This is a genomic window from Candidatus Dormiibacter sp. (genome assembly GCF_050999135.1).
GTDB classification, from domain to species: Bacteria; Chloroflexota; Dormibacteria; order Dormibacterales; family Dormibacteraceae; genus Dormiibacter; species Dormiibacter spiritus.
In genome coordinates this window covers 36,070-55,698 of the sequence record NZ_JBPCPN010000017.1, presented here as the reverse complement: position 1 = coordinate 55,698, position 19,629 = coordinate 36,070, and the positions used below count along the sequence as shown (strand labels likewise).

The window sequence follows — 19,629 nt, the reverse complement described above, 5'->3', positions numbered from 1 at the left end:
GTTGATCAGCCGCTGCGACTCCGCGGCGATCGTGCCGAACACCAGCGAGCTCTTGCCCGAGCCGGAGACACCGGTAAACACCGTCAGCCGGCGCTTCGGCAGCTCGACGCTGATGTCCTTGAGGTTGTTCACGCGCGCCCCCTGCACGCGGATGAGATCGTGGCTGTCTGCACCGTGCAGCGCAGGCGACTGCGGGTCCGTCCTCGTGGCCATCCTCATCGTGTCTCCATCTGTTTGGGCGGAGTCGCCTCCGGGGAGATGCGGACGAAGTCGACTTCGCCTCGCGGGGGTCGGCACTCACGGGTCCTGAAGCAGCCCGAGGACGTTGCCATCGGGGTCGGTGACGGTGGCCACCAGGCGGCCGCCACCGACGTCGTGCGCTGTCTCCTTCACGGTGGCACCCGCTGCGGTCACCTCGGCCAGCTTCGCCTCGATGTCCGCCACGTGCCAGTAGGCCACCGGCGAGGTCATGCCCTGCGGTCCACCGCCCGGCACCAGCCCGACGTGCTGGCCCTCGGCCTCGAAGCCGACGTAGTAGGACGCGTCCTGCTGCGGCGGCATGCCGAGCAGGGCGGTGTACACGGGCTTGGCCGCCGCCAGGTCGGACACGGGATGCAGCACTGTCTTGATTCCCTGGGTGGAAGAGCCGGTCATGTTGTTCATGGCGGTCATGCTAGCTGCGGCTAGGTGACCGGCGCTTCTCGATTCCTGATCGGTTTGGTCACCTGTCTCGCCAGGCTTGACGGCACCCCGCCGTCGCACGCGCCGCATGGCGTCGGTAGAGGCGGGGACGGCGACTCCCCCTTAGGCGGGGCGCAACCTCTCAATGCTCTAGCCAGTTCTCCACGGCCAGACCCGGAACCCGCCGGAAATGGCGCGTGTTCCCAGTAACCAGGGTGAGCCGCTGGGAGAGGGCGATAGCCGAAATCCGAAGGTCGGGCTCCGCGAGGGGGTCCCCGCGGGCCTCCAGCGCTGCTCGGAGTGAACCGTAGACCGCGGCGGCCTGCTCATCAAAGGGAAGGATCTTGATGGCGCCGCTCAGGAGGATTCGCACCCGTTCCGACAGATCGCTGCTCCCTCGCCTGGCTGCGCCGTACAGCATTTCGCCCATGGTGACGGCAGTGGTGAACTGATTGGGCGGTGGGAGGCTGCCGATTCTGCGCACCAATGCCAACGGGGGATCTCGCCTCAATAAAGCGCTCAGCACATCGGTGTCGAAGCAGAACACGACTCAGCCCAAGTCGGGGACCGGGCGGTCCTGCGCGTTCAACCGAGCAGCGTAGATCTCGTCAACCACCTCGGAAAGGGCATCCCAGTCTGCAAGCGCTCCGACGATGCTGGCAAGTCCAGCCGGTGAAGCGTTGGCGAGCGATGCTTCGGCGGGCGGCACCAACCCCAGCACCGGCCGGCCGCGACGGTTGATCACAAATCGCTCTCCCCGAGCCACACGGTCGATGAGCTGGGACAGGGAAGCTTTGGCTTCCGCGACGCCGAGGTGCTCAACGACGGTCTTAATGGCCATGATGACAGGATACGCCGCAAATGTCCTCATGTCCGCAGCCCGAATAGGGTCCTTCGGGCGGTCGAAGTCTGCCCAACTGCCTCACGGTAGGCTGAGGAGCGCCCATGCCGCTTCCAAAGTTCATCCGCTCGGGTGGAGCGGAGACCAAAGTCTGCGGCGCCTGCGGCGCCCAGATGCAGTCTTCGGCACTCTTCTGCAGCGCCTGCGGCGTGCGCCTGGACGAGCCCGACTCCATGCCTCTGCACATTGTCGACAGGTCCACCGGGCTCTTCAACGAGCGTTTTCTCCGACCGGTTCTGGAGGATGAGCTGGCCCGCGCGCACCGGTACGGCCGTTCGTTGGGTGTAGTGCTCGTGCAGCCCTTCGCGCCGGGCGCGGCCGACTCCAACGGTGCTGTGGGTGACCAGACTCTGCAGCTGGTCGCCGAGGCTGTCACAAGCACGCTGCGTGACGTCGACACAACTGGCGTCCTTGGCCGTCAGCCGCCCTCGCTGCTGGCACTGCTACCAGACACCGACATCGCAGGCACCGCTTACGCCGCCAACCGCCTCATCCAGGCGGTGAACGGAGCCCTCCAGGCCAATGGCCGCCGCGCCGGCGTCGGCGTGGTCTGCATCCACTACGGCCAGCGCCTGCGGGCAGGGACCGTGATCGAGGCCGCCGAGCGCTCCCTCCGAACGGGCCGGCCCGAGCTCCTCGGCCGCTAGGCGTCACACCGCCAGATGCAGCGCGACATCTATCTCGCTCGGCATGGCGCGACCGAATGGTCGGAGAGCGGTCAGCACACGTCGTTCACCGACCTCCCGCTGCTCTCCTTGGGCGAAACGGAGGCCAGGCGGCTCGGCGCAGCGCTGCGCGAACACGACTTCACGGCTGTCTTTGCCAGCGATCGGCAGCGGGCGCTGCAAACGGCGGAGCTGGCGGGCTTTGGCGCAGTAACAGTCTCGCCGCTGCTGCGAGAATTTGACTACGGCCGCTACGAGGGCTTGACGACGCCGGAGATCCGAGAGCAGGCACCCGGCTGGGAGCTCTTTCGCGACGGCTGTCCCAAAGGCGAGACGCCGGCCCAGGTCGGGGCCCGGGCGCGCCTTGCTCTCCGCCTGCTGGAGGAGGCCGCCGGTGATGTGCTCGTCTTCTCTCACGGGCACTTCGCGCGAGCGCTGGCAGTCGCCTGGGCCGACCTCGAAATCGAGTCGGCGGCCCGGTTCGGGCTGGATTCGGCGGCCTACTGCGTCCTGCGCCTCGACCCGCACGGGCGGACGATTCACCGTTGGAACGTCCACTGTGGCTAGGTCGTCCGCCAAGGTTCGCGGTGACAACCCAGACCGGCGTTCCAGCGCTTCGAGAGGCCTGGACCGGGTTGGCGGCGGCTCCTCACTTGTCTATCTGGCTGCCGACTGGGTGGCTGCACTGCTCGAACCCGACGCGCTTCTGGAAGCGCTGGCCGACGCCTTCCGCGCCCTTTCGGCCGGCCAAGCTGACGTGCCTGCGCGCATCGCCGCCCGCTCGTCGAGTGGCATGCTGGCGGCGATGCCGGGCTTCCTGCCCGAAGCCGGCCTGGGCGTCAAGCTGGTATCCGTTTTTCCCGGCAACCACGGCGGACCGGTTCCCTCACACCAGGGCTTGATAGCCCTCTTCGATGGGGCGAGCGGAATCCCGCTGGCAGTGCTGGACTGTCGAGTCATCACCGCCCAGCGCACGGCCGCCGCTTCTGCGCTCTCCGTACGCGAATGTGCCTCCCCCAGGGTGAAGGTCCTGGCGATTCTTGGCGCCGGCGTGCAGGGCCACTCACACCTCGAGTTCGTGCCGCGCGTGCGTGATTTCACGGAGATCCGGGTTGCTTCGCGCAACCCCAGCCAGGCGCAGCGCCTGGCCGACGCCGTCCCGCACGCCCATGCCGCTCCTTCGTTTGCAGAAGCCGCGCGGGGCGCTGATGTCATCTGCTGCTGCACCGACTCGCCCGAGCCTGTCCTCCGCCAGGAATGGGTAAGGCCGGGCGCTCACATCACTTCGGTCGGGTTCAGCGCCACCGGCTCCGAGCTCGAGCCAGAGCTGGTCCGGAACGCCCGGCTGATCGTCGAGACGCGGGCAGTCTTCCAGCCTCCGCCGGCCGGCGCGGCTGAGCTCGCCGGTCTGGATCCCGCCACGGCAGTCGAGCTGGGTGAGGTGCTCGGCGGCGCTCTCGGCCGGCGCGGTCAGGACGAGATCACGCTCTACAAGTCGGCCGGCCACGCAGTTGAGGACCTGGCAGCCGCCCGGCTCGTCTACCAGCGCGCGCTGGCCACGGGCGCCGGCACGCGGCTCCCGCTCTAGTCCACGACTAGACAAGTTTGCACATAGAACACTGTGGCGGCATCGCCGGCGCCCGGTCAGCCCGCGGGGTGGTTGTCGTCATCGACGTTCTTCGTGCCTTCACTGTCACAGCAGTGGCGCTCGACCGAGGCGCCAGTGAGTGCCGGCTCGTCGGTACCGTGGCCGAAGCTCTGACGCTGGCGAGGAGGATTCCCACAGCGGTGATCTCGGCTGAAGAAGAGGGGGCCCCGGTGACGGGCATCCCGATCAGCAACTCGCCCACGCAGATGTCGGAAGTGGAGATCGCCGGCCGCACCCTGATCCAGCGCACCACGAGCGGCGTCCAAGCGGTCCTTGCCGCCCGCGAGGCGGAGCGGATTCTCGTCACGGGCCTGGTTACCGCCGCTGCCACAAGTCGCTGGCTGCAGCGCTCGAGCCCCGCGCTGATCACGCTGCTCGCCTCAGGGGAAGATCTCGACCATCCCGAGGATCGCGCCTGCGCGCTCTATCTGGAGAGCCTGCTTTTAGGCCGCAAGCCGGATCTGCCGCTGCTGCTGGGGCCGCTCCGAGCCAGCCAGCGTTTCGCGGACCTGCGCGCGGGCCGCTCAGCCGGCTTCCCGCCCAGCGACCTGGAAGTCGCCCTCGAAGCCGACCGATACGCCTTCGCCATGCCTGTCCAACGCGACGCGCTCGGCCTGGTCGTGCGGGCGGATCGAGAAGGTGGCTCGCCGCCACCTTGAAGCGGCACCGCTGATGGGCAACGGTCAGGCGGCCGGGCGGCGCCCGGGTCCCACGCAGACGCGGGCACTGGTGCTGACTGCGGCGCGCCAGCTCTTCAGCGATCTCGGCTACGACCGGACGACCATTCGGGGCATCGCCCGAGAGGCGGGCGTAGACCCCGCGCTGGTCCACCACTTCTTCGGCCGCAAGGAGGACGTCTTCCTCAGGGCGCTGGAGATACCCTTCCAGCCCGCCGACTTGATAGCCAGAGTCGTTGGCGCGGGTCCTCGCAACAGCTTGGCGCAGCGCTTGCTCCGCGTATTTCTCAGTCTCTGGGAGGATCCTGCCTCACGCCTTCGCATGCAGGCTCTGATCCGGTCCGCCACCACGAGCCAGCAGGGCGCGGATTTGCTTCGCCAGTTTCTGACCGCCACGGTGCTCAGCCGGATCGCGGATGCGCTAGGCGTGCCCCGGCTGCGGATCACGCTCGTGGGGTCACAACTGGTGGGCATCGCGATTGTCAGGTACGTTCTCGGGGTCGAGCCGCTCGCCTCAGCTTCGCAAGAGGAGATCGTCAAGCTGGTGGCACCCTCGATTCAGCGTTACCTCGATTCCTGAAAAACCGCGCGGTAGGCCGTATCCACGAATCACTCGTCACAGAGAAGGGGAGCACCATGTTCGAGAACACCAAAGCCTTCAGCGGCTTCTCAGTCGACGACATCCCGAAGGCGAAGCAGTTCTACAGCGACACCCTGGGGCTTCGGGTGTCCGAGGCGAACGGGATGCTCACGCTCCACATCGCCGGCGATCGCAACACGCTCGTCTATCCCAAGGCGGACCACACTCCGGCGACGTTCACGATCCTCAACTTCCCGGTCGACGACATCGACTCCGCCGTCGACCAGCTCGCGGCGCGCGGAATCAGCTTTGAGCGCTACGACTGGACCGACGAGAAGGGGGTTTTCCGCAAGGGCGGTCCTCCCATCGCCTGGTTCAAGGACCCGGCAGGCAACATTCTCTCGGTCCTCCAACCGGCCTGAGCCACCCGCGAGCCGGCGGCGCTATACGAGGCTTTCTTTAGTCAAGCCCGGGCCCTCGGGCTTGCCAAACCTCAGCTCAGGCGCTACAATTCAACAGGTGATGAATTCCTGCGCAGTCGAGGTCGAAGGCCTTCGCGTCGTCCGCGGGGGCACCGAAGTGTTGCACGGCTTGGACTGCTCGATCCCGCGTAGTGCTCTGACAGCGTTGGTTGGGCCCAGCGGCTGCGGCAAGAGCACCCTTCTCCGGGCAATGGTCGGGGTGCAGGTGGTCGCCCAGGGCCGAGTGACAGTGCTGGGCAGAGCGGCAGGCAGCCGGGCGCTGCGAGGCCGCATCGGCTACGCCACCGAGTCACCGGCCGTCTACGCCGACCTCTCGGTCCGCGACAACCTTCGCTACTTCGCCGCCATCTTGAAGGCCGAGGCGCCCGCCGCGGAGCTGGTCCTGGAGCAGGTGGGGCTCACTCGAGAGAGCGAGCGGTTGGTCGCACAGCTGTCCGGCGGCCAGCTCTCGCGAACAAGTCTTGCTGTTGCGCTGCTGAACCAGCCTGAGCTGCTCATCCTCGATGAGCCGACCATCGGCTTGGACCCGGTTCTGCGCGAGGAGCTCTGGCGGCTGTTTCATCAGCTGGCCGGCGATCTGGGCGCGACGCTGATCGTCTCCAGCCACATCATGGACGAGGCAGCGCGCTGCGAACAGCTCTTGATGATGAGAGACGGCCGGATTCTCGCTGGCGACACTCCCGAAGGAGTTCGCCGCAGCACCGGCAGCCAGGACCTGGAGCAGGCCTTCATGCGACTGGCCGGCGAAACGGGGGCAGCTGTGGGGACGCCTGCGTGAGCCTGCGCCTGACGTTGATCACAACCTGGCGGATCATCGGCCAGCGGCGCCGAGACCACCGCACCTTGGCCCTCGTGACTCTCGTGCCGGCCCTGCTCATGGTCCTCATGCGCTACGTCTTCGACTCCAAGCCGCTGTTCGAGCGACTGGCTCCGACACTGCTGGCAATCTTCCCCTTCATAGTCATGTTCCTGGTCACATCCGTGGCCACGCTGAGAGAGCGCAGAAGCGGGACGCTGGAACGGCTCATGACCATGCCCATCGCCAAGCTGGATCTACTGCTGGGCTACGCAGTCGCGTTTGGACTCTTGGCGGTCATTCAGGTGGGCGTGGCTGCGAGCCTGTGCCTGTTCTGGCTCGGGCTGGACGTGAAGGGTTCGTTCGCGCTGATGTTCGGAATCGCCGTACTTGACGCCGTGCTCGGCATGGCTCTGGGTCTCTTCGTCAGCGCCTTTGCCCGCACTGAGTTCCAGGCGGTGCAGTTCATGCCGCTTTTCGCCGGCACTCAGGTCCTCCTCTGCGGCCTGTTGGTACCCCGCGACCACATGGCTGGGGTCCTCGCCCGCATCTCCGACTTCCTGCCCCTCTCCTACGCAGTTGATGCGCTGAAGCTGATAACCACTTCAGCGGAGCTGAGTCGGGAATTGATTCAGGACATCGGCGTGGTAGCGGCGTGCTCTTTGTTGGCGCTCGCGGCCGGCGCTGCCACCTTGAGACGCCGCACCGCGTGATGCTGCAAGAGACCTGAGCGGCAGGCCGGCTCAGCGCAAGCGATCGATCCAGCCGGCGGTCGCGTACTTGCTGGCGGCCAGCAGCCGGGCCTCGGCCAGTTCAGCGGCACTGAGCCGCCGCAGCCGGCCGCCATGGTGGGTCTGGAAGTGGTCGCTCAGGGCCCCGACCACTTGGGGGCGGCTCATGTCCGTCCAGCGGGCCAGCGGTGAAACCTGCTTCTCGGCGCTGCGCACCCCGAGCGAAGACACTCGCTCGCGACCGATCCGGATCAGGCGCCCGACCAGTTCGGGCTCCATCTGGTAGGCGATGGTGGTGTGGTGCAGCAGGCAGCCGCGGCGGCGCGCCTGGGCCGCGCCGCCGATCTTGCCTTCCGGCGACAAAATGTCGTTGATGGGCCGGTAGCCGGCCGGAACGCCCAGGCGGCGCAAGCAGTCCACCACCCAGGCGTCCAGGTGCGCGAAGGACTCGACGAAGCTCAGGCCGGCCACAAGCGACGCGGGCGCGTAGAGCGAGTAGGTGATCGTGCGCTCCGGCTCAACGATCATGGTCCCCCCGCCGCTCATCCGCCGGCCGATCGCAAAGCCGAGCTGCTCGGCGGCTTGCCGGTCCACCTCGTTGGCGAGCACCTGGTTTGAGCCGAGGATGAGCGCCGGCTCAGACCATTCCCAAAAGCGCAGGGCAGGTGCCCCCTCGCCAGTTGCCAGCCGGCTCAGCAGGACCTCCTCCAGGGCCAGCTGGACGTGGACCGGGAGTGGCTGTGCCGGCAGGATCTCCCAGTCGAGCCGCTCGAATGGGACTCGCCGCGGGCCGCTCAGCGCGAAGCGCCCAGCCCCTCCAACACCTTGCCGGCGTGGCCGTCAGCCTGGACGTCGTACCAGGCGCGCTCGATGCCGCCCTCAGCATCGATCAAGAAGGTCGAGCGGAGGATGCCCGTGACAGGCTTGCCGTAAAGCATCCGCTCGCCATAGGCGGCGTAGGCCTTGGCGACCTCGTGGCCGGGGTCGCTCAGAAGCCGGAAGCGAAGTCCGTACTTGGCGCGGAAGGCGCGGTGGCTTTGAGCGTCGTCGGCGGAGATGCCCAGGATGTCCACGCCGGCCTCTTCGAAGCCGGGCAACGTATCGTTGAATTGGCAGGCTTCCTTGGTGCAGCCAGGCGTGTCGTCCTTGGGATAGAAGTAGACGAGCACCTTGCGCCCGCGGTAGGAGTTGAGAGAAACCTGGCGACCGTCCTGGTCGAGCAGGTTGAAGTCCGGCGCCGGCTGTCCTGGTTCAAGCTTCATGGCTCAATCCAACCAGAACGGTGCCGGTGGGGAAGGCGAAGCCCTCCCCACCGCCCGAGGCGAGTGACTAACCGGTCTTGAAACCGTGGCTCTTGAGCCAGTCATTGGCGATCACATCCGGATCGTCCTTGTCAACGTCAGCCCGCTTGTTCATCGCGATCAGGTCGCTGGTGGTGAACTTCGCGGACACTTGGTTCAGCAGGCTCTGCGCGTTGCCGTCAACGTGCTTGGTGCCGACGATGGGAGTGACGTTGTCGGCGTTTTGGAGCTTCTTGTCGTCCTGCAGCTGCACGTACTTGCCGCTGGAGTAAGCGCTGTCTGAAGAGAAGATCAGGCCGATGTCGATGTCGCCCTTGTCGAGAGCCGACTTGGTCAGCGGGCCGCCGCTGTCCAGGGCCTTGAAGGCCTTGAAGTGCAGCCCATAGGTCTTCTCCAGGCCGGCCTGGCAGAACGGCCGGTTTGGGCACTCAGGCGGACCGCCCAGAGTCATCTCGCCTGCGACCGAGGTCAAATCTGAGAGCTTCGTGTGCTGGCCGTACTTGCCGCCCTTCGTGACAGCGAAGGAGTTCTCGTCGACTGCCGGGGCCGGGTCGAGAGCCTTTGCGTTCTTGCTGCTCAGGTAGGTGTTGAGCTTGTCGACGGTGGCCTTGGCGTCGGGGGTCGCCTCACCCTTGCCCTTGTTGATGAACTCCAGGTCGGTCGCCGCGTAGCCCGGGTAGAGGTCGATCTCGCCCCGCTCAAGCGCCGGCTCGACCACTTCGCGGCTGCCGAGGTTGAGCTTGTAGTTGACTGTGTAGCCGGCGCCCTTCAGCGCTCCGCCGTAGATGTTGGCGGCGATCGAACTCTCCGCGAAGTTGAATCCCGCCACCGTGATGGTGCCCTTGCTTCCACCCGAGGGAGAGCCGCCGCCCGACGAACCGCAGGCGCTGCCGATAAGGCTCAGTCCCAGGATGGAGGCGAGCAGGGCCCGATGTGCGAATCGGTGCATCGCTCTAAGTGCCTCCTTGGCTGGTGCCGGCCTTCCTGCCGGCGTGGATGGCAGCTCCTGTTAGCCGCCGACCAGAGAAAAGCTACTGGAATCGGCCGCCGAACAGGCCTCAGACGATCGGCTCAGAGGGGGATGCCTGGACCCAGTACGAAATGCCGGAAGAAGCTGAACAGGACCACGAGAACCATCCCCACAACCGGCCAGCCAGCCACCAAGCCCTGCCCGCGGCCCAGGGTCGTCCCCTTCATGAAGAGACGGACAAAAACCAGAAAGATGCCTGAGCTGACGCCGCCGGCCAGCTCGAAAAGCCCATCTCGGGAGAGCGAGTCCGACCCGGCGCCCAGGACGATTACCGCCCAACACACCCAGCAGCCAAGCGAAAAGGCCGAGGCTGCGAAGTTGGTCGGCCGTACTGTCGATCCCTTCGCGGGTGAACTCCAGCAGCCGGCGCGTGGCGGCGCGGCCCAGTAGGACCATTCGGGCCAGGCCCAGGAGAAAGCAGACGATGAATGTCCAGAAGGGCGCGCCGGCCAGCCGCAGGGCGGCGCCGATGTCACCGAACGTGACGAAGGGCGCCGTCATTAGGTAGCCGACGACCTCCTGGACGCTGAGCAGGCCCAGCCACATCACGAACAGCCGCCAGAAGCCGCGCCCGAAGCGCGGCAGCGCGAGGATGAGCAGCCCTGAGATGAGGCTGAAAAAGGGTCCGGCCAGCGCCGTTGTTATGTGCTCCGAGTCAGACCTGTAGTCGGGGACGTCGACGCTGCCCGAGTGCAGTGTGGCATTCAGGCCCAGGCTCAGGGCGGTGACCGCGTGCGCAAGCTCGTGCAGGGTGACCATCGTCATCAATGCCAGCGCGAAGGCAACCGCCGTGTTGAGGAGCAGAAAGCGAGTGCCGCTCCGGGCTGGCACCGCTGGGCCGGCTGTGGCCACCCGCCGGGGCTCTGGAGTGGATCCGATGCTCACAACCGCTCAATCCCAGGATAAGGCGGCCATAGCGCCCGACTGCGAATCGGTGCATCGCTCTTGGTGCCTCGCCGGCTATGCCCACCTTCCTGCTGGCAGTCTTACGAACGGCAGCGTCCGTGGGGCCGCCTGAGAGACGTCCTTGCTGGAGGAGTCAGGCGCGGACGGCGCCGTCTGGTTGGCGCGGTGCCGCCGCGGGGCGCGCAGCAGGTGGACGATGCCCAAAGTGGTGAGGGGGCCTGAGACGATGAGGGTGATCAGGGCAACGGTGACCTCCTGGCCGCGCTCGTAGCCCGGATTGGCGCTTGTCATCATGGTTCACCCGTCCCGCAGCATGATCTCGGTCACTCCAGCCTCGCCCCAATCCTTCAAGGCGACCGGATCGCCCGGGCGGATGGCGTTGTAGGCCGGCAGGTTGCTGGTCACCTGAATGGGCTGATTGAAGCCGTCCAGCCAGAGCAGGTACTGCACTCCTGGAGCGTTCGTGGTACTCAGCTGCTCCTTGATCAGGCGGCGCAGGGCGCGTAAAAAGCCGGCGGCAGTCCAATCCTGGTCGGGATCGGGTCCCAGTCGGGCCAGCTCGGCCTGCAGCCTGTGCTCCCGGCCAGGCTGGCTCATGATCGCCTGGCCGATGTTGAAAGCGGCGACGTCTCCCTCCAAGACCTTCACAAAGAGATCGAAGCGCCGCCGGTCGACTCCGAACGGTGGTCCGGTCTCTCGCACCCGCCTTACTGCTTGGGCAAACCCCGCTGGTGTGTGGGCGGCCGGACATCATGACACCCAGCACGGGGCTGCGGCGGGGCCGAACAGCTGCTGCGCCCTGCTGCCGGCGTCCCTCAGCAGCCGGGCTGCGTCTCGGGCAAAGGTCGGGCTGAGGCGGCTTTCCGGGACCTCTCTGGCGCAGCTGCTCAAGTTCGCCCAGGAGCTCGCGCCGTGTCTCGGCCTCCGCTTCCCTGGCCTGCCTCAACCTCCGCGCCTGAGCCTCCTCCCGGCCCAGCGGGATCACGACCCCGAAGACAATCAGAACGACCAGGACCAGGCCTACGAGGACCCACAACGCAGCGCCGGCGATGGTGTCAGACGACACGGCACCCTTCGGCTGTCATGTCTGAATTGCAAACGCACGGCCTCCCAGGCGCGGTCGCTCGCCTCTCTGGTGGGTTCGACGTCAAGCGCCGGCCAGCCCGGGCTGCGACCAATGAGCCGGCCATCCCAAATGGAGCCGGTCAACCGCGCCGCCCGGCGCCGCTACCAGGTCATTTAGGGCCGGCCGGCGGGACGAGACAAGTGCGCCCATCGGCCTCGCTCAGGAGGCGGGCTCCGCCTGGGGGGCGCCTCTCCGGATGGCGGCTGACTTCAGTGGCTGGTCGCGCAGGCGCAGCCCGGCCGGCGTGAGCACCTTCTGGAGTGCTGCCAGCCCGTTCTCTGCCAGGCCTGACAGCACTGCCACGAGGATGGCTCCGGCGAAGACCTGCACGAAGTCGCGGTTGGCCAGACCATCCACTATGTAGCGGCCGAGGCCGCCCCAGCCGACCAGTGCGGCCAGCGTGGCGGTCGCCACCACCTGAACCCCGCTTGTCCTGATGCCTGCCATGACCACCGGCATGGCGTTGGGCAGCTCCACTTTGAGCAGCACGGCCTTCTCTCGCATGCCCAGCCCCCGGGCGGCATCACGCAGCTCGGGGTCGATGTCCCGCATGCCCACGAAGCTGTTGGTGACGATCGGCGGGATGGCCAGCGCCACCAGCGCCAGAAAGGCCGGGGTGGCGCCTATGCCCACCACCTGGACGGCGATGACCAGGATGGCGAAGGACGGGATCGCGCGGCCCACATTGGCCACGTTGATCGCCAGGCCACCGCCCTTGCCCCAGTGACCGAGAGCCAGCCCGATCGGCAAGCCGATCAGCGTAGCCGTGACTGTCGCTGCGAGCGACATCACCACGTGCTCCTGCAGCCGGTTCAGGATGCCGCCTGTCCCCTGCCAATGGGCGGGGTTCAGAAACCACTGCCCTACCTCCTGCAGGAAGCTCACGCGCGGCTCCAGGGTGTGATCAGACGCTGGAAAAGGTTCAGGCTCACATCAGCGACCACTGCCAATGCGACGGAGAGGAAGGCGCCGATCACGAGTGGGGTCGGAAAACCCTGGATCAGGCCCGACAGGATCAGCGAGCCGAGGCCGCCCTGCCCGATGAGAGCCGTGATGGTGACGAGTCCGATGGTCGTGACGGTGGCGATGCGGACCCCTGCCATGATGACAGGCAGGGCCAGCGGCAGCTCCAGGGCCATCAGCCGGCGAAAGGGCCTGTAGCCCATGCCAACGGCGGCGTCACGCACCTCGTCCGGCACTCCGTCCAGCCCGACGATGATGTTCCGAACCAGGATCAGGAGGGTGTAAGTGACGAGCCCTATCTCCGAGGTCAGAGTGGTCAAGCCGGTGAACGGGACCAGAAGCGCAAAGAGCGCCAGCGACGGAATCGTATAGAGGGCGCCGGTGGAGGCCAGCACGGCCCCTCGGCTGCGGCGATAGCGCCAGGCGAGCAGGCCGATCGGAATGGCGATCAGGATGCCCACACCGATGGCGATGGCCGTGAGCACAATGTGCTGCAACAGAGCGTCCCAGATCCTGCCGAGGTGACTCCCCACCCAGTTCCAACGGATCCAGGGTTCGCCGGACACGAGCAGCACAGGTCAACTTTAGATGCCTGCCGGCCTGGAATGGACAGCATCAGCCTTGCCGGCGTGCTGTTGCTGATGCCACCAATGGTCCACTCGGCTGCCACCAAGTGTCCACTAGAGTTAGCTGGTGCTTTCCCTCGAGCGGGTCTCGAAGCGGTATGCCAATGGCTCGGTCGCCGTTCGCGAGCTCGATCTCGAGATCAACGATGGCGAAACGTGCATCCTGGTCGGGCCGTCGGGCTGCGGTAAGACGACAACTCTGCGGATGGTCAACCGGATGATCGAGCCGTCAGGCGGCCGCATAGTGCTGGACGGTCGGGACGTGACCCGGATTGATCCCGTCGAGCTCCGGCTCCAGATGGGTTACGTCATTCAGCAGGTAGGCCTCTTTCCGCACCTGAGCATCGCTGACAACATCGCCACAGTGCCCAAGCTGCTGGGGTGGGATCGGAACAAGACGAAGAGCCGCGTCAATGAGCTGCTGGAGCTGGTCGGCCTGCCGCCTGGCGAATACGGCAACCGCTATCCGCACCAGCTCTCAGGCGGCCAGCGCCAGCGTGTGGGTGTGGCGCGAGCGCTGGGCGCCGACCCGCCCGTGCTGCTGATGGACGAGCCCTTCGGCGCCATCGACAGGGTGACGAGGGACCGTCTGCAGAACGAGTTCCTCCGGATCCAGTCGCAGATGCACAAGATAGTCGTCTTCGTCACACACGACATTGATGAGGCCATCAAGATGGGCGACCGCATTGCCATCTTGAGCCAGGGGGGCAAGCTGGAGCAGTACGACTCCCCCGCTCAGATGCTGGCCCAGCCCTCCACTGACTTCGTCGCTGACTTCCTGGGCCCGGACCGCGGCCAGAAGCGTCTATCAGTGGTCACCATCGACGAGGGCCGGCTGGAGAAGGCGACGCGCTACCACACCGACGCCGATATCGCTGTCGAGGCCTCGCTCGCCGACGCTCTCTCCTGCATGCTGCTGCACGACACCGACCGAGTGCGCGTGCACAGGAACGGCGAGGTACTGGGCGTGCTGACACTGAGTGGCCTGATCGAGACCGCAGTCGTGACGGCGGACGGCGCGGCGCCCCAGCGCTCGGGCTAGCTCACTACCTAGCGGCTGGCACCGGCCATCCGCTCCAGGCGCTGGATGCGATCCTCCAGAGGAGGATGGGTGGAGAACATGCCGCTCAGGCTCCGGCCGGAGAGCGGGTTCACGATGTACAGATGGGCGTAGGCCGGCTTCGCGACGGGGGAGGCATACATTTCACTGGAGCGCTCCAGCTTGCGCAGGGCGCTGGCCCGAGCCAGCGGTTGGCCGCTCACCTCGGCGCCTGTGTGATCGGCCTCGTACTCGCGGGCGCGGGAGATGGCGAGCTGAATCAGCAGGGCCGCGATCGGGCCCAGTATCGCCAGCGCCAGAACGCCGATCAGGCCGAACGCGCCCCGATCCTGCCGATCGCGGCCGCCCAAGCCGAAGGCCTGCCACTGGAGCAGGCTGGCGATGAAAGTGATAGCCGCGGCCATCACTGCCACCACTGAGCTGATGAGGATGTCGCGGTTGCGCACGTGAGCGAACTCGTGCGCCAGCACTCCATAGAGCTCTTCTCCGTCCAGAATCCGGAGCAACCCCTGGTTCACGCAAATCGAGGCGTGATGCGGGTTGCGGCCGGTGGCAAACGCATTGGGCGTGGGATCGGGGCTCAGGTAGACGCGGGGCTTGGGAACTCCGTACTGCTGAGCCAGGCGGTCGGCCAGGCGGTGCAGGTCGGGGGCGTCGAAGGGCGTCACCTCGCGGGCCTGGGCGGCGTGGAGCGCCAGCTGGTCGCCCTTGAAGTAAGCGATGCCGTTGGTGATGAGAGCGATGGCCAGCCCCAGCGCCAACCCCAGCCCCGCGCCCAGGCCAGTGGCATAGCCCAACGCTGAGCCCGCGATGACCAGGATCACCGAGAGCACGATCATCCAGAGAAAGGTTTTGAACCAGTTCATCGCTGCTTTACTTCTTCCCTCGCGGCCAGATAATCACGCACGGCTTGGAAATGGCTGGGGAAGGCGAGCTCAGGTAGTACGTCGGTGGCGAAGGCAGCCACCTCCAGCATCTCCTCGCCTGGCTGCGGAATCTCTCCCTCGCGGAGCCGGGCGCTGTAGGCGATACCGATCAGGCTGGGAGCGTCCTCTTTGGCCACGTGATAGACGTTCAGCAGCCGAGTGATGTCGATGTGGGCGCAGACCTCCTCCCAGCATTCGCGCGCGGCGGCTTCGGCGGGATCCTCGTCATCGTTGACGAACCCACCGGGCAGGCACCACCTGCCATAGCCGGGATCGATACCACGCCGACCGAGAACCAGCTCGCCCCTGTCGTTCTCGACCACCACCACTGTCACCACCTTGGGGTCGTGCCAGAGCACGAAGCCGCAGCGCTGGCAACCCTCCACCTCTCGACCTTCGCGGGTCTGAGGCTCGAGCGGGATGCCGCAGTTCAGGCAGAAGTAAGACGCTGGCATGGAAACGCTGACGATCCTATAGCTCCGAGCGGGCTGCTTATACTCGGCGGCCGGGCCACGAGTCCACATTTGGAGAAACCTCCTGGATCTGCTTTTCTTTGAAGACCTGACTCTCGGCACTATCTGGACCACGCGCCGCCGCACGGTACTGGAGTCTGATCTCAGCGCTTACGCGGGTCTCTCCGGCGACTTCGGTCCGCTGCATGTCGATCGCGAACACGCCCGAGCTTCTCACTTCGGCGGCCAGGTGGTGCCCGGCGCGCTGCTGGTTGCCCTGGCGATGGGCCTGGGCAGCATGGACGTGCCGCTGGCCCGGACTGTCGCCCTGGTCGGCACCACCTGGCGCTTCGAGCGCCCGCTGAGGCCGGGCGACACGGTCCGCTGCCGTTGGCGGCTCAATCGAAAGCGGGCGGTGGAGGAGCCCGCCTGGGGATTGTGTGGCTTTGCCGTGGAGATGGAGAACCAGCAGGGCGAGGTGGTGGCCAGCGGTGAAGTGGTCCGATTGCTCGAACGGCGGCCGGTGATGGTGACGGAGCCAGCACCGGTTGTGGCAGGTGAGGCGGAAGCCGAAGTCGCGCGGACCGGCCGCCGCCGGCGCCGGCGGCGCGCTGGCAACGGCGACGCTCCGTCCCAGCAGCCGCTGGTGGCTGCCGAAGTGCTGGCGGCTCAGCCGTCGGCTGAGGCAGAGCCCTTCGTAGAGAGCCTGCCCACACTAGAAGCCACGACCGAGGACCGTACGGCCGCTGGCCAAAATTCGCAGCGCACCGAGCCCGAGCCTGCGGCGATTGGCGCCCTCGTAGCAGCCCAGGAGCAGGGCGACGGGGGAACGGCTCCGGCTCGGCGCCGGCGCCGGCGTGGGGGCCGGGGGCGGGGAGGACGCGAGCCGGTCGGCCCGGAAGTGCTTGCACTGCAAGCCGTCGACGAGGAGGCGCCCACGCCCGGCGCGGCAACAGCGGGGATGGCCAGCGCACAATCGTCCCAGACGGAGAGGGTCGGGACTGCTGCGTCGGCACCGATCGATCGCGAGCAGGCAGCCGGCAGGCTGGAACCGTCATCGACCACTTCACCAGCAGCTCGTGCTGCGACGCCCGAGCCGACGGGGGCTGTGGCTGCGTCTCTTCCCGCCGCCGCCACACCGTTCAGCCAGGAACCGACCGAGTTGGATCCGAACCGCTTCGCCCCGCTGAACACCCCCTCGCCGCAATCGCCACCAGCGTCAGGGCCACCGGACGCGACGATCGCGCCCGCCAACGGACCGGCCGCCCGGGAGCGCCGCCCTCGCGGTCCCCGGCGGCCGGCCGGCGCTTCCACCGGTAGCCCCGAGACGTCGGCGCCTCCAGGAGGCAATGAAGGTTCAGCCGCGGCAGGCTCCGAGTCCGGCGACGTCAGCGGCAGCTCGATTCCGCCATCCGTGCCTGCCAGGGCACGTCGGCCGCGTGGCAACCGACCGCCGGCGGTAGCCCCCGTCGACGCCGATCAGTCCACCGCGTGAGGCGTCGGCCCTTCAGAGGCCCCTCCGGCAGCGGATCCTGAAGCACCGGTCGGAGAATGACCAGGCGGGCAGCGCCGGCCGCCGATATTATCCGGCCGGTGGAGGAACCCAGTTGCCTTCTTGGCCTGGCTCCAATGACTCCAGGTAGGCGATCACCCGGCGCGTCAGCTGGCTGGGCGTGGAGGCACCGCTCGTCACTCCCACCACTCGCTTGCCGCTCAGCCAGCCCAAGTCCAGCTCCGGCAGGTCGTCGATCAGGTAGGCGGGCTTGCCCGCCAGCTTGCGGACCACTTCGGCCAGGCGGTTTGAGTTGGAGGAGCGCGGACTGCCCACCACTATCACCAAGTCGACTTCCCTCGCCGCCGCCACGGCAGCTTCCTGCCGCTCCTGCGTGGCGAGGCAGATCTCGTTGTGCACCTCCACCTGTGGATAGCGATCCCTCACCGCTCCGATCAACGCTTCCGTGTCCCAGACGGAGAGTGTGGTCTGGCAAGTGACGGCGATCCGCTCATTCTCGATCTGGAGCGCATCCACGTCAGCGACGTCCTGAATGAGATGCACCCTACCCGGCGCCTCACCCTCCACGCCCTCCGGCTCGGGGTGGCCTCGGCGGCCGACGTAAACGACGTCATAACCTTGATTGGCCAGCTGGGTCACGAGGTCGTGTGTTCGCACGACGTCAGAACAGGTGGCGTCCACAGTGTTAAGGCCCCGCTCCAGCGCCCGCTGCTTCACCTGCGGTGAGACGCCGTGGGCAGTGAAGATCACAGTGCCCGACTCGATCTCCTCCAGGCCGGCCAGCCGGTTGGGCGGATCGACCAGCCTGATGCCGTTTCGCTGCAGATCCTCAGTGACGTGGGTGTTGTGAACGAGCTGTCCCAGCATGTGGATCGGCCCCTCCGTCTCTTTGCGCACCCGCTCGGCGATGCGGAAGGCCTCCACCACTCCGTGACAGTAGCCACGGGGCGTGATCCGCTTGACTTCCACTAGTACAAGTGTACTAACCCAACCCGGCGAACAGATCCCGCTCCGGCTGCTCGCCGCTCTCGCCGCGGGCGCGGATGAAGTACTCGGTGCCCAATGCGGCCTCCAGGATGTGACCCTGCATGGTGGCCAGCGGCGAGTTGGGGTCGATCTGCGACAGGTGCCGCTCGAAGGCCGCCCGCTTCTGGGCGACCAGGTCGCGGACGTCGACCACTGTGGTGACCTGATCGTCCGGGATGCCGGGGAAGCGAACCGTCGCCTCCTCGGGCGGGCTGCCCGCTTCACGCATCCGCTCTTCGAACTGCAGCATCACGCTGTGCGGGATGGCGTGGAAGTAAAGCTTGGCGGGAGCCAGACCTTCGGAGGTCAGCATGTCCACAGCCGCCACCGCTGCTTGGTGCGCCTTCATGTGGTCCGGGTGACCGTAGGTGCCGTCTGGCGTGTAAGTAACCACCACGTCCGGCCGCTCCTCGCGCATGATGGCAGCCACCCGCCCGGCCGCCTCCGGCAGCGGAGCGCGGTGGAAGCAGTCCGGATCGTCATTGCCCGCCCGACCTGCCATGTCCGAGTCCCGGTAGCCCAAGAACTCCTGCCGGTCGACGCCCAGGAGCTCACACGCTTGGCGCAGCTCCTCAGTGCGCACCTCGGCCAGGCGCGGGCGCACGCTGGCCTCGTCCATGTTGTAGATCTCGCCCATCTCGCCCCGGGTGGCGGTGATCAGGACCACGCGGTGGCCCCGCTGCTTTGCACGCAGCATCACGCCGCCGGTAGCTATCGCCTCGTCGTCGGGGTGAGCGTGAACCAAGAGCAGAGTCACCATGCCTATGCCATCAACCCCTGGATCAGCCGGGCGATTCCGCCCGTGCCCGGTGGTCCGATAGTTCGTCCGCCGGCTGCCTCCAGGACCTCGACCGGCGCTCCCTGGACCGCGTAGCTCAACGCCGCCCACTCCAGCATCGAGCAGTCATTGCGGCCGTCACCCACCGCGACTGACTCGCTCTGCGAGATGCCGAAATACCTGCAGACGAACTCCAAAGCGCGCGCCTTGTCAGCACCGGCCAGCGTGAATTCCATGAAACTGGGCAGCGAGGTTGCTACCTCCAAGCGGCCCGCCCACCGCTGGCGGACCTCCGGCAAGAGCTCCTCACATCTCTGGGGGCTGGCGACCATGACCAGCTTCGGCGTGGTCGGGCCCATTGCTTCACCCAGATCGGCGACGACATTGATCGCCATGCCGGCGTGATTCGCGTACTGGTGCGCCTCGGGCCGATCGCGCTCGACAAGCAGCCGGTCGTCTCGATAGGCCTGGACGTGCAGATCCCGCTCCCGGCAGAATTGGATAACCTCCAGGCTGAGCGCTCTGGGCACTCCTTGGTCGAACAGCATCTCGCCCGAAGCGGAGCGCACCTGCGCACCCTGATAGCAGGCGCAGGGACCGCGGAGATCCAGCCTTCGGAGCCAGGGCTCGGCACCTGGGAAAGGCCGGCCGGTGCAGGCGACGACTATCATGCCCGCCGCCTGGCCGCGGCCGATGGCGTCGACATCGCGCTGGTCGAGCTTCAGGTCGCCACTGATGACTGTGCCGTCCAGGTCCAGCGC

Annotated in this window: 26 protein-coding genes and 1 pseudogene; 10 read left to right on the top strand and 17 right to left on the bottom strand. The window is 66.9% G+C overall.

What is annotated here, in order from left to right:
- The 4 genes and pseudogenes from ACR2MZ_RS04425 to ACR2MZ_RS04410 all read right to left on the bottom strand — a co-directional run.
- A pseudogene (locus tag ACR2MZ_RS04425) lies at nt 1-219 on the bottom strand (excinuclease ABC subunit A); the annotation flags it as partial.
- Between the two features lie 78 nt (nt 220-297).
- Complete coding sequence (locus tag ACR2MZ_RS04420) at nt 298-654, bottom strand: VOC family protein (protein WP_434003862.1); 357 nt, start codon at nt 652-654, stop codon at nt 298-300.
- 169 nt (nt 655-823) lie between these two features.
- Entirely contained in the window at nt 824-1,228 is a 405-nt protein-coding gene (locus tag ACR2MZ_RS04415; protein ID WP_434003857.1) for a PIN domain-containing protein, read from the bottom strand.
- Nucleotides 1,229-1,231: 3 nt separating this feature from the next.
- On the bottom strand, nt 1,232-1,522 hold the full coding sequence (locus ACR2MZ_RS04410) for a type II toxin-antitoxin system Phd/YefM family antitoxin (RefSeq protein WP_434003856.1): 291 nt from the start codon (nt 1,520-1,522) through the stop codon (nt 1,232-1,234).
- 104 nt (nt 1,523-1,626) lie between these two features.
- Between ACR2MZ_RS04410 and ACR2MZ_RS04405 the strand changes: the two genes are divergently transcribed.
- From ACR2MZ_RS04405 to ACR2MZ_RS04370, 8 genes are all read left to right on the top strand, one after another.
- The gene (locus tag ACR2MZ_RS04405; RefSeq protein WP_434003855.1) at nt 1,627-2,229 is read left to right on the top strand and encodes a diguanylate cyclase; all 603 of its coding nucleotides are present in this window, start codon (nt 1,627-1,629) and stop codon (nt 2,227-2,229) included.
- Nucleotides 2,230-2,244: 15 nt separating this feature from the next.
- The gene (locus ACR2MZ_RS04400; RefSeq protein WP_434003854.1) at nt 2,245-2,814 is read left to right on the top strand and encodes a histidine phosphatase family protein; all 570 of its coding nucleotides are present in this window, start codon (nt 2,245-2,247) and stop codon (nt 2,812-2,814) included.
- Nucleotides 2,807-3,835 carry an ornithine cyclodeaminase family protein gene (locus tag ACR2MZ_RS04395; RefSeq protein ID WP_434003853.1) on the top strand — a complete coding sequence of 343 codons (1,029 nt, stop codon included), beginning with the start codon at nt 2,807-2,809 and terminating at the stop codon, nt 3,833-3,835. Before ACR2MZ_RS04400 ends, ACR2MZ_RS04395 begins: the two co-directional genes overlap by 8 nt.
- Before the next feature lie 17 nt (nt 3,836-3,852).
- Nucleotides 3,853-4,554: a 2-phosphosulfolactate phosphatase gene (locus tag ACR2MZ_RS04390; protein WP_434003852.1), complete on the top strand. Its 702-nt coding sequence runs from the start codon at nt 3,853-3,855 to the stop codon at nt 4,552-4,554.
- Nucleotides 4,535-5,152 (top strand): TetR/AcrR family transcriptional regulator, encoded by a 618-nt coding sequence (locus tag ACR2MZ_RS04385; protein WP_434003851.1) that lies wholly within the window; start codon nt 4,535-4,537, stop codon nt 5,150-5,152. Before ACR2MZ_RS04390 ends, ACR2MZ_RS04385 begins: the two co-directional genes overlap by 20 nt.
- 56 nt (nt 5,153-5,208) lie before the next feature.
- Nucleotides 5,209-5,574 (top strand): VOC family protein, encoded by a 366-nt coding sequence (locus ACR2MZ_RS04380; RefSeq protein ID WP_434003850.1) that lies wholly within the window; start codon nt 5,209-5,211, stop codon nt 5,572-5,574.
- A 100-nt stretch (nt 5,575-5,674) separates the two neighbouring features.
- The gene (locus ACR2MZ_RS04375) at nt 5,675-6,412 is read left to right on the top strand and encodes an ABC transporter ATP-binding protein (RefSeq protein ID WP_434003849.1); all 738 of its coding nucleotides are present in this window, start codon (nt 5,675-5,677) and stop codon (nt 6,410-6,412) included.
- Nucleotides 6,409-7,143: an ABC transporter permease gene (locus tag ACR2MZ_RS04370; protein WP_434003848.1), complete on the top strand. Its 735-nt coding sequence runs from the start codon at nt 6,409-6,411 to the stop codon at nt 7,141-7,143. Before ACR2MZ_RS04375 ends, ACR2MZ_RS04370 begins: the two co-directional genes overlap by 4 nt.
- Nucleotides 7,144-7,173: 30 nt before the next feature.
- Here ACR2MZ_RS04370 and ACR2MZ_RS04365 read toward each other — a convergent pair whose 3' ends face one another.
- The 8 genes from ACR2MZ_RS04365 to ACR2MZ_RS04330 all read right to left on the bottom strand — a co-directional run bounded on the left by ACR2MZ_RS04365 (nt 7,174) and on the right by ACR2MZ_RS04330 (nt 13,062).
- Nucleotides 7,174-7,878, bottom strand: coding sequence for a lipoate--protein ligase family protein (locus tag ACR2MZ_RS04365; RefSeq protein ID WP_434003861.1), 705 nt, complete (start codon nt 7,876-7,878; stop codon nt 7,174-7,176).
- Between the two features lie 77 nt (nt 7,879-7,955).
- Nucleotides 7,956-8,423: a thioredoxin-dependent thiol peroxidase gene (bcp, locus tag ACR2MZ_RS04360; RefSeq protein WP_434003847.1), complete on the bottom strand. Its 468-nt coding sequence runs from the start codon at nt 8,421-8,423 to the stop codon at nt 7,956-7,958.
- A gap of 67 nt (nt 8,424-8,490) precedes the next feature.
- Nucleotides 8,491-9,411, bottom strand: coding sequence for an ABC transporter substrate-binding protein (locus ACR2MZ_RS04355; protein ID WP_434003846.1), 921 nt, complete (start codon nt 9,409-9,411; stop codon nt 8,491-8,493).
- A gap of 60 nt (nt 9,412-9,471) precedes the next feature.
- Complete coding sequence (locus ACR2MZ_RS04350) at nt 9,472-10,377, bottom strand: hypothetical protein (RefSeq protein WP_434003845.1); 906 nt, start codon at nt 10,375-10,377, stop codon at nt 9,472-9,474.
- A gap of 75 nt (nt 10,378-10,452) precedes the next feature.
- Nucleotides 10,453-10,692, bottom strand: coding sequence for a hypothetical protein (locus tag ACR2MZ_RS04345; protein ID WP_434003844.1), 240 nt, complete (start codon nt 10,690-10,692; stop codon nt 10,453-10,455).
- A gap of 3 nt (nt 10,693-10,695) precedes the next feature.
- On the bottom strand, nt 10,696-11,100 hold the full coding sequence (locus ACR2MZ_RS04340; protein ID WP_434003843.1) for a hypothetical protein: 405 nt from the start codon (nt 11,098-11,100) through the stop codon (nt 10,696-10,698).
- Between the two features lie 583 nt (nt 11,101-11,683).
- Nucleotides 11,684-12,409, bottom strand: a complete 726-nt coding sequence (locus ACR2MZ_RS04335) for an ABC transporter permease (protein WP_434003842.1) — start codon at nt 12,407-12,409, stop codon at nt 11,684-11,686.
- Nucleotides 12,406-13,062, bottom strand: a complete 657-nt coding sequence (locus ACR2MZ_RS04330) for an ABC transporter permease (protein ID WP_434003841.1) — start codon at nt 13,060-13,062, stop codon at nt 12,406-12,408. The genes ACR2MZ_RS04335 and ACR2MZ_RS04330 overlap by 4 nt, the downstream gene beginning before the upstream one ends.
- A 118-nt stretch (nt 13,063-13,180) precedes the next feature.
- Here ACR2MZ_RS04330 and ACR2MZ_RS04325 point away from each other — a divergent pair, with 118 nt between their 5' ends.
- The gene (locus ACR2MZ_RS04325) at nt 13,181-14,155 is read left to right on the top strand and encodes an ABC transporter ATP-binding protein (RefSeq protein WP_434003840.1); all 975 of its coding nucleotides are present in this window, start codon (nt 13,181-13,183) and stop codon (nt 14,153-14,155) included.
- 8 nt (nt 14,156-14,163) lie between these two features.
- On the opposite strand, the gene ACR2MZ_RS04320 is transcribed toward ACR2MZ_RS04325, so the two are convergent.
- Both ACR2MZ_RS04320 and ACR2MZ_RS04315 read right to left on the bottom strand, forming a co-directional pair.
- Nucleotides 14,164-15,039, bottom strand: coding sequence for a zinc metalloprotease HtpX (locus ACR2MZ_RS04320; protein WP_434003839.1), 876 nt, complete (start codon nt 15,037-15,039; stop codon nt 14,164-14,166).
- Nucleotides 15,036-15,554: an NUDIX hydrolase gene (locus tag ACR2MZ_RS04315; RefSeq protein ID WP_434003838.1), complete on the bottom strand. Its 519-nt coding sequence runs from the start codon at nt 15,552-15,554 to the stop codon at nt 15,036-15,038. The genes ACR2MZ_RS04320 and ACR2MZ_RS04315 overlap by 4 nt, the downstream gene beginning before the upstream one ends.
- A gap of 67 nt (nt 15,555-15,621) precedes the next feature.
- On the opposite strand from ACR2MZ_RS04315, the gene ACR2MZ_RS04310 reads away from it, so the two are divergent.
- Nucleotides 15,622-17,046 carry a MaoC/PaaZ C-terminal domain-containing protein gene (locus ACR2MZ_RS04310; protein ID WP_434003860.1) on the top strand — a complete coding sequence of 475 codons (1,425 nt, stop codon included), beginning with the start codon at nt 15,622-15,624 and terminating at the stop codon, nt 17,044-17,046.
- Between the two features lie 87 nt (nt 17,047-17,133).
- Here the strand turns inward: ACR2MZ_RS04310 and ACR2MZ_RS04305 are convergent, their stop codons facing one another.
- Genes ACR2MZ_RS04305 through ACR2MZ_RS04295 form a run of 3 tightly spaced genes read right to left on the bottom strand, consistent with a single transcriptional unit; the run spans nt 17,134 to nt 19,626 of the window.
- Nucleotides 17,134-18,033, bottom strand: coding sequence for a 4-hydroxy-3-methylbut-2-enyl diphosphate reductase (locus tag ACR2MZ_RS04305; RefSeq protein WP_434003837.1), 900 nt, complete (start codon nt 18,031-18,033; stop codon nt 17,134-17,136).
- Between the two features lie 13 nt (nt 18,034-18,046).
- Nucleotides 18,047-18,850: a PIG-L family deacetylase gene (locus ACR2MZ_RS04300; RefSeq protein WP_434003836.1), complete on the bottom strand. Its 804-nt coding sequence runs from the start codon at nt 18,848-18,850 to the stop codon at nt 18,047-18,049.
- Nucleotides 18,851-18,852: 2 nt separating this feature from the next.
- On the bottom strand, nt 18,853-19,626 hold the full coding sequence (locus tag ACR2MZ_RS04295; RefSeq protein ID WP_434003859.1) for an HAD family hydrolase: 774 nt from the start codon (nt 19,624-19,626) through the stop codon (nt 18,853-18,855).
- Between the last annotated feature and the right edge of the window lie 3 nt (nt 19,627-19,629).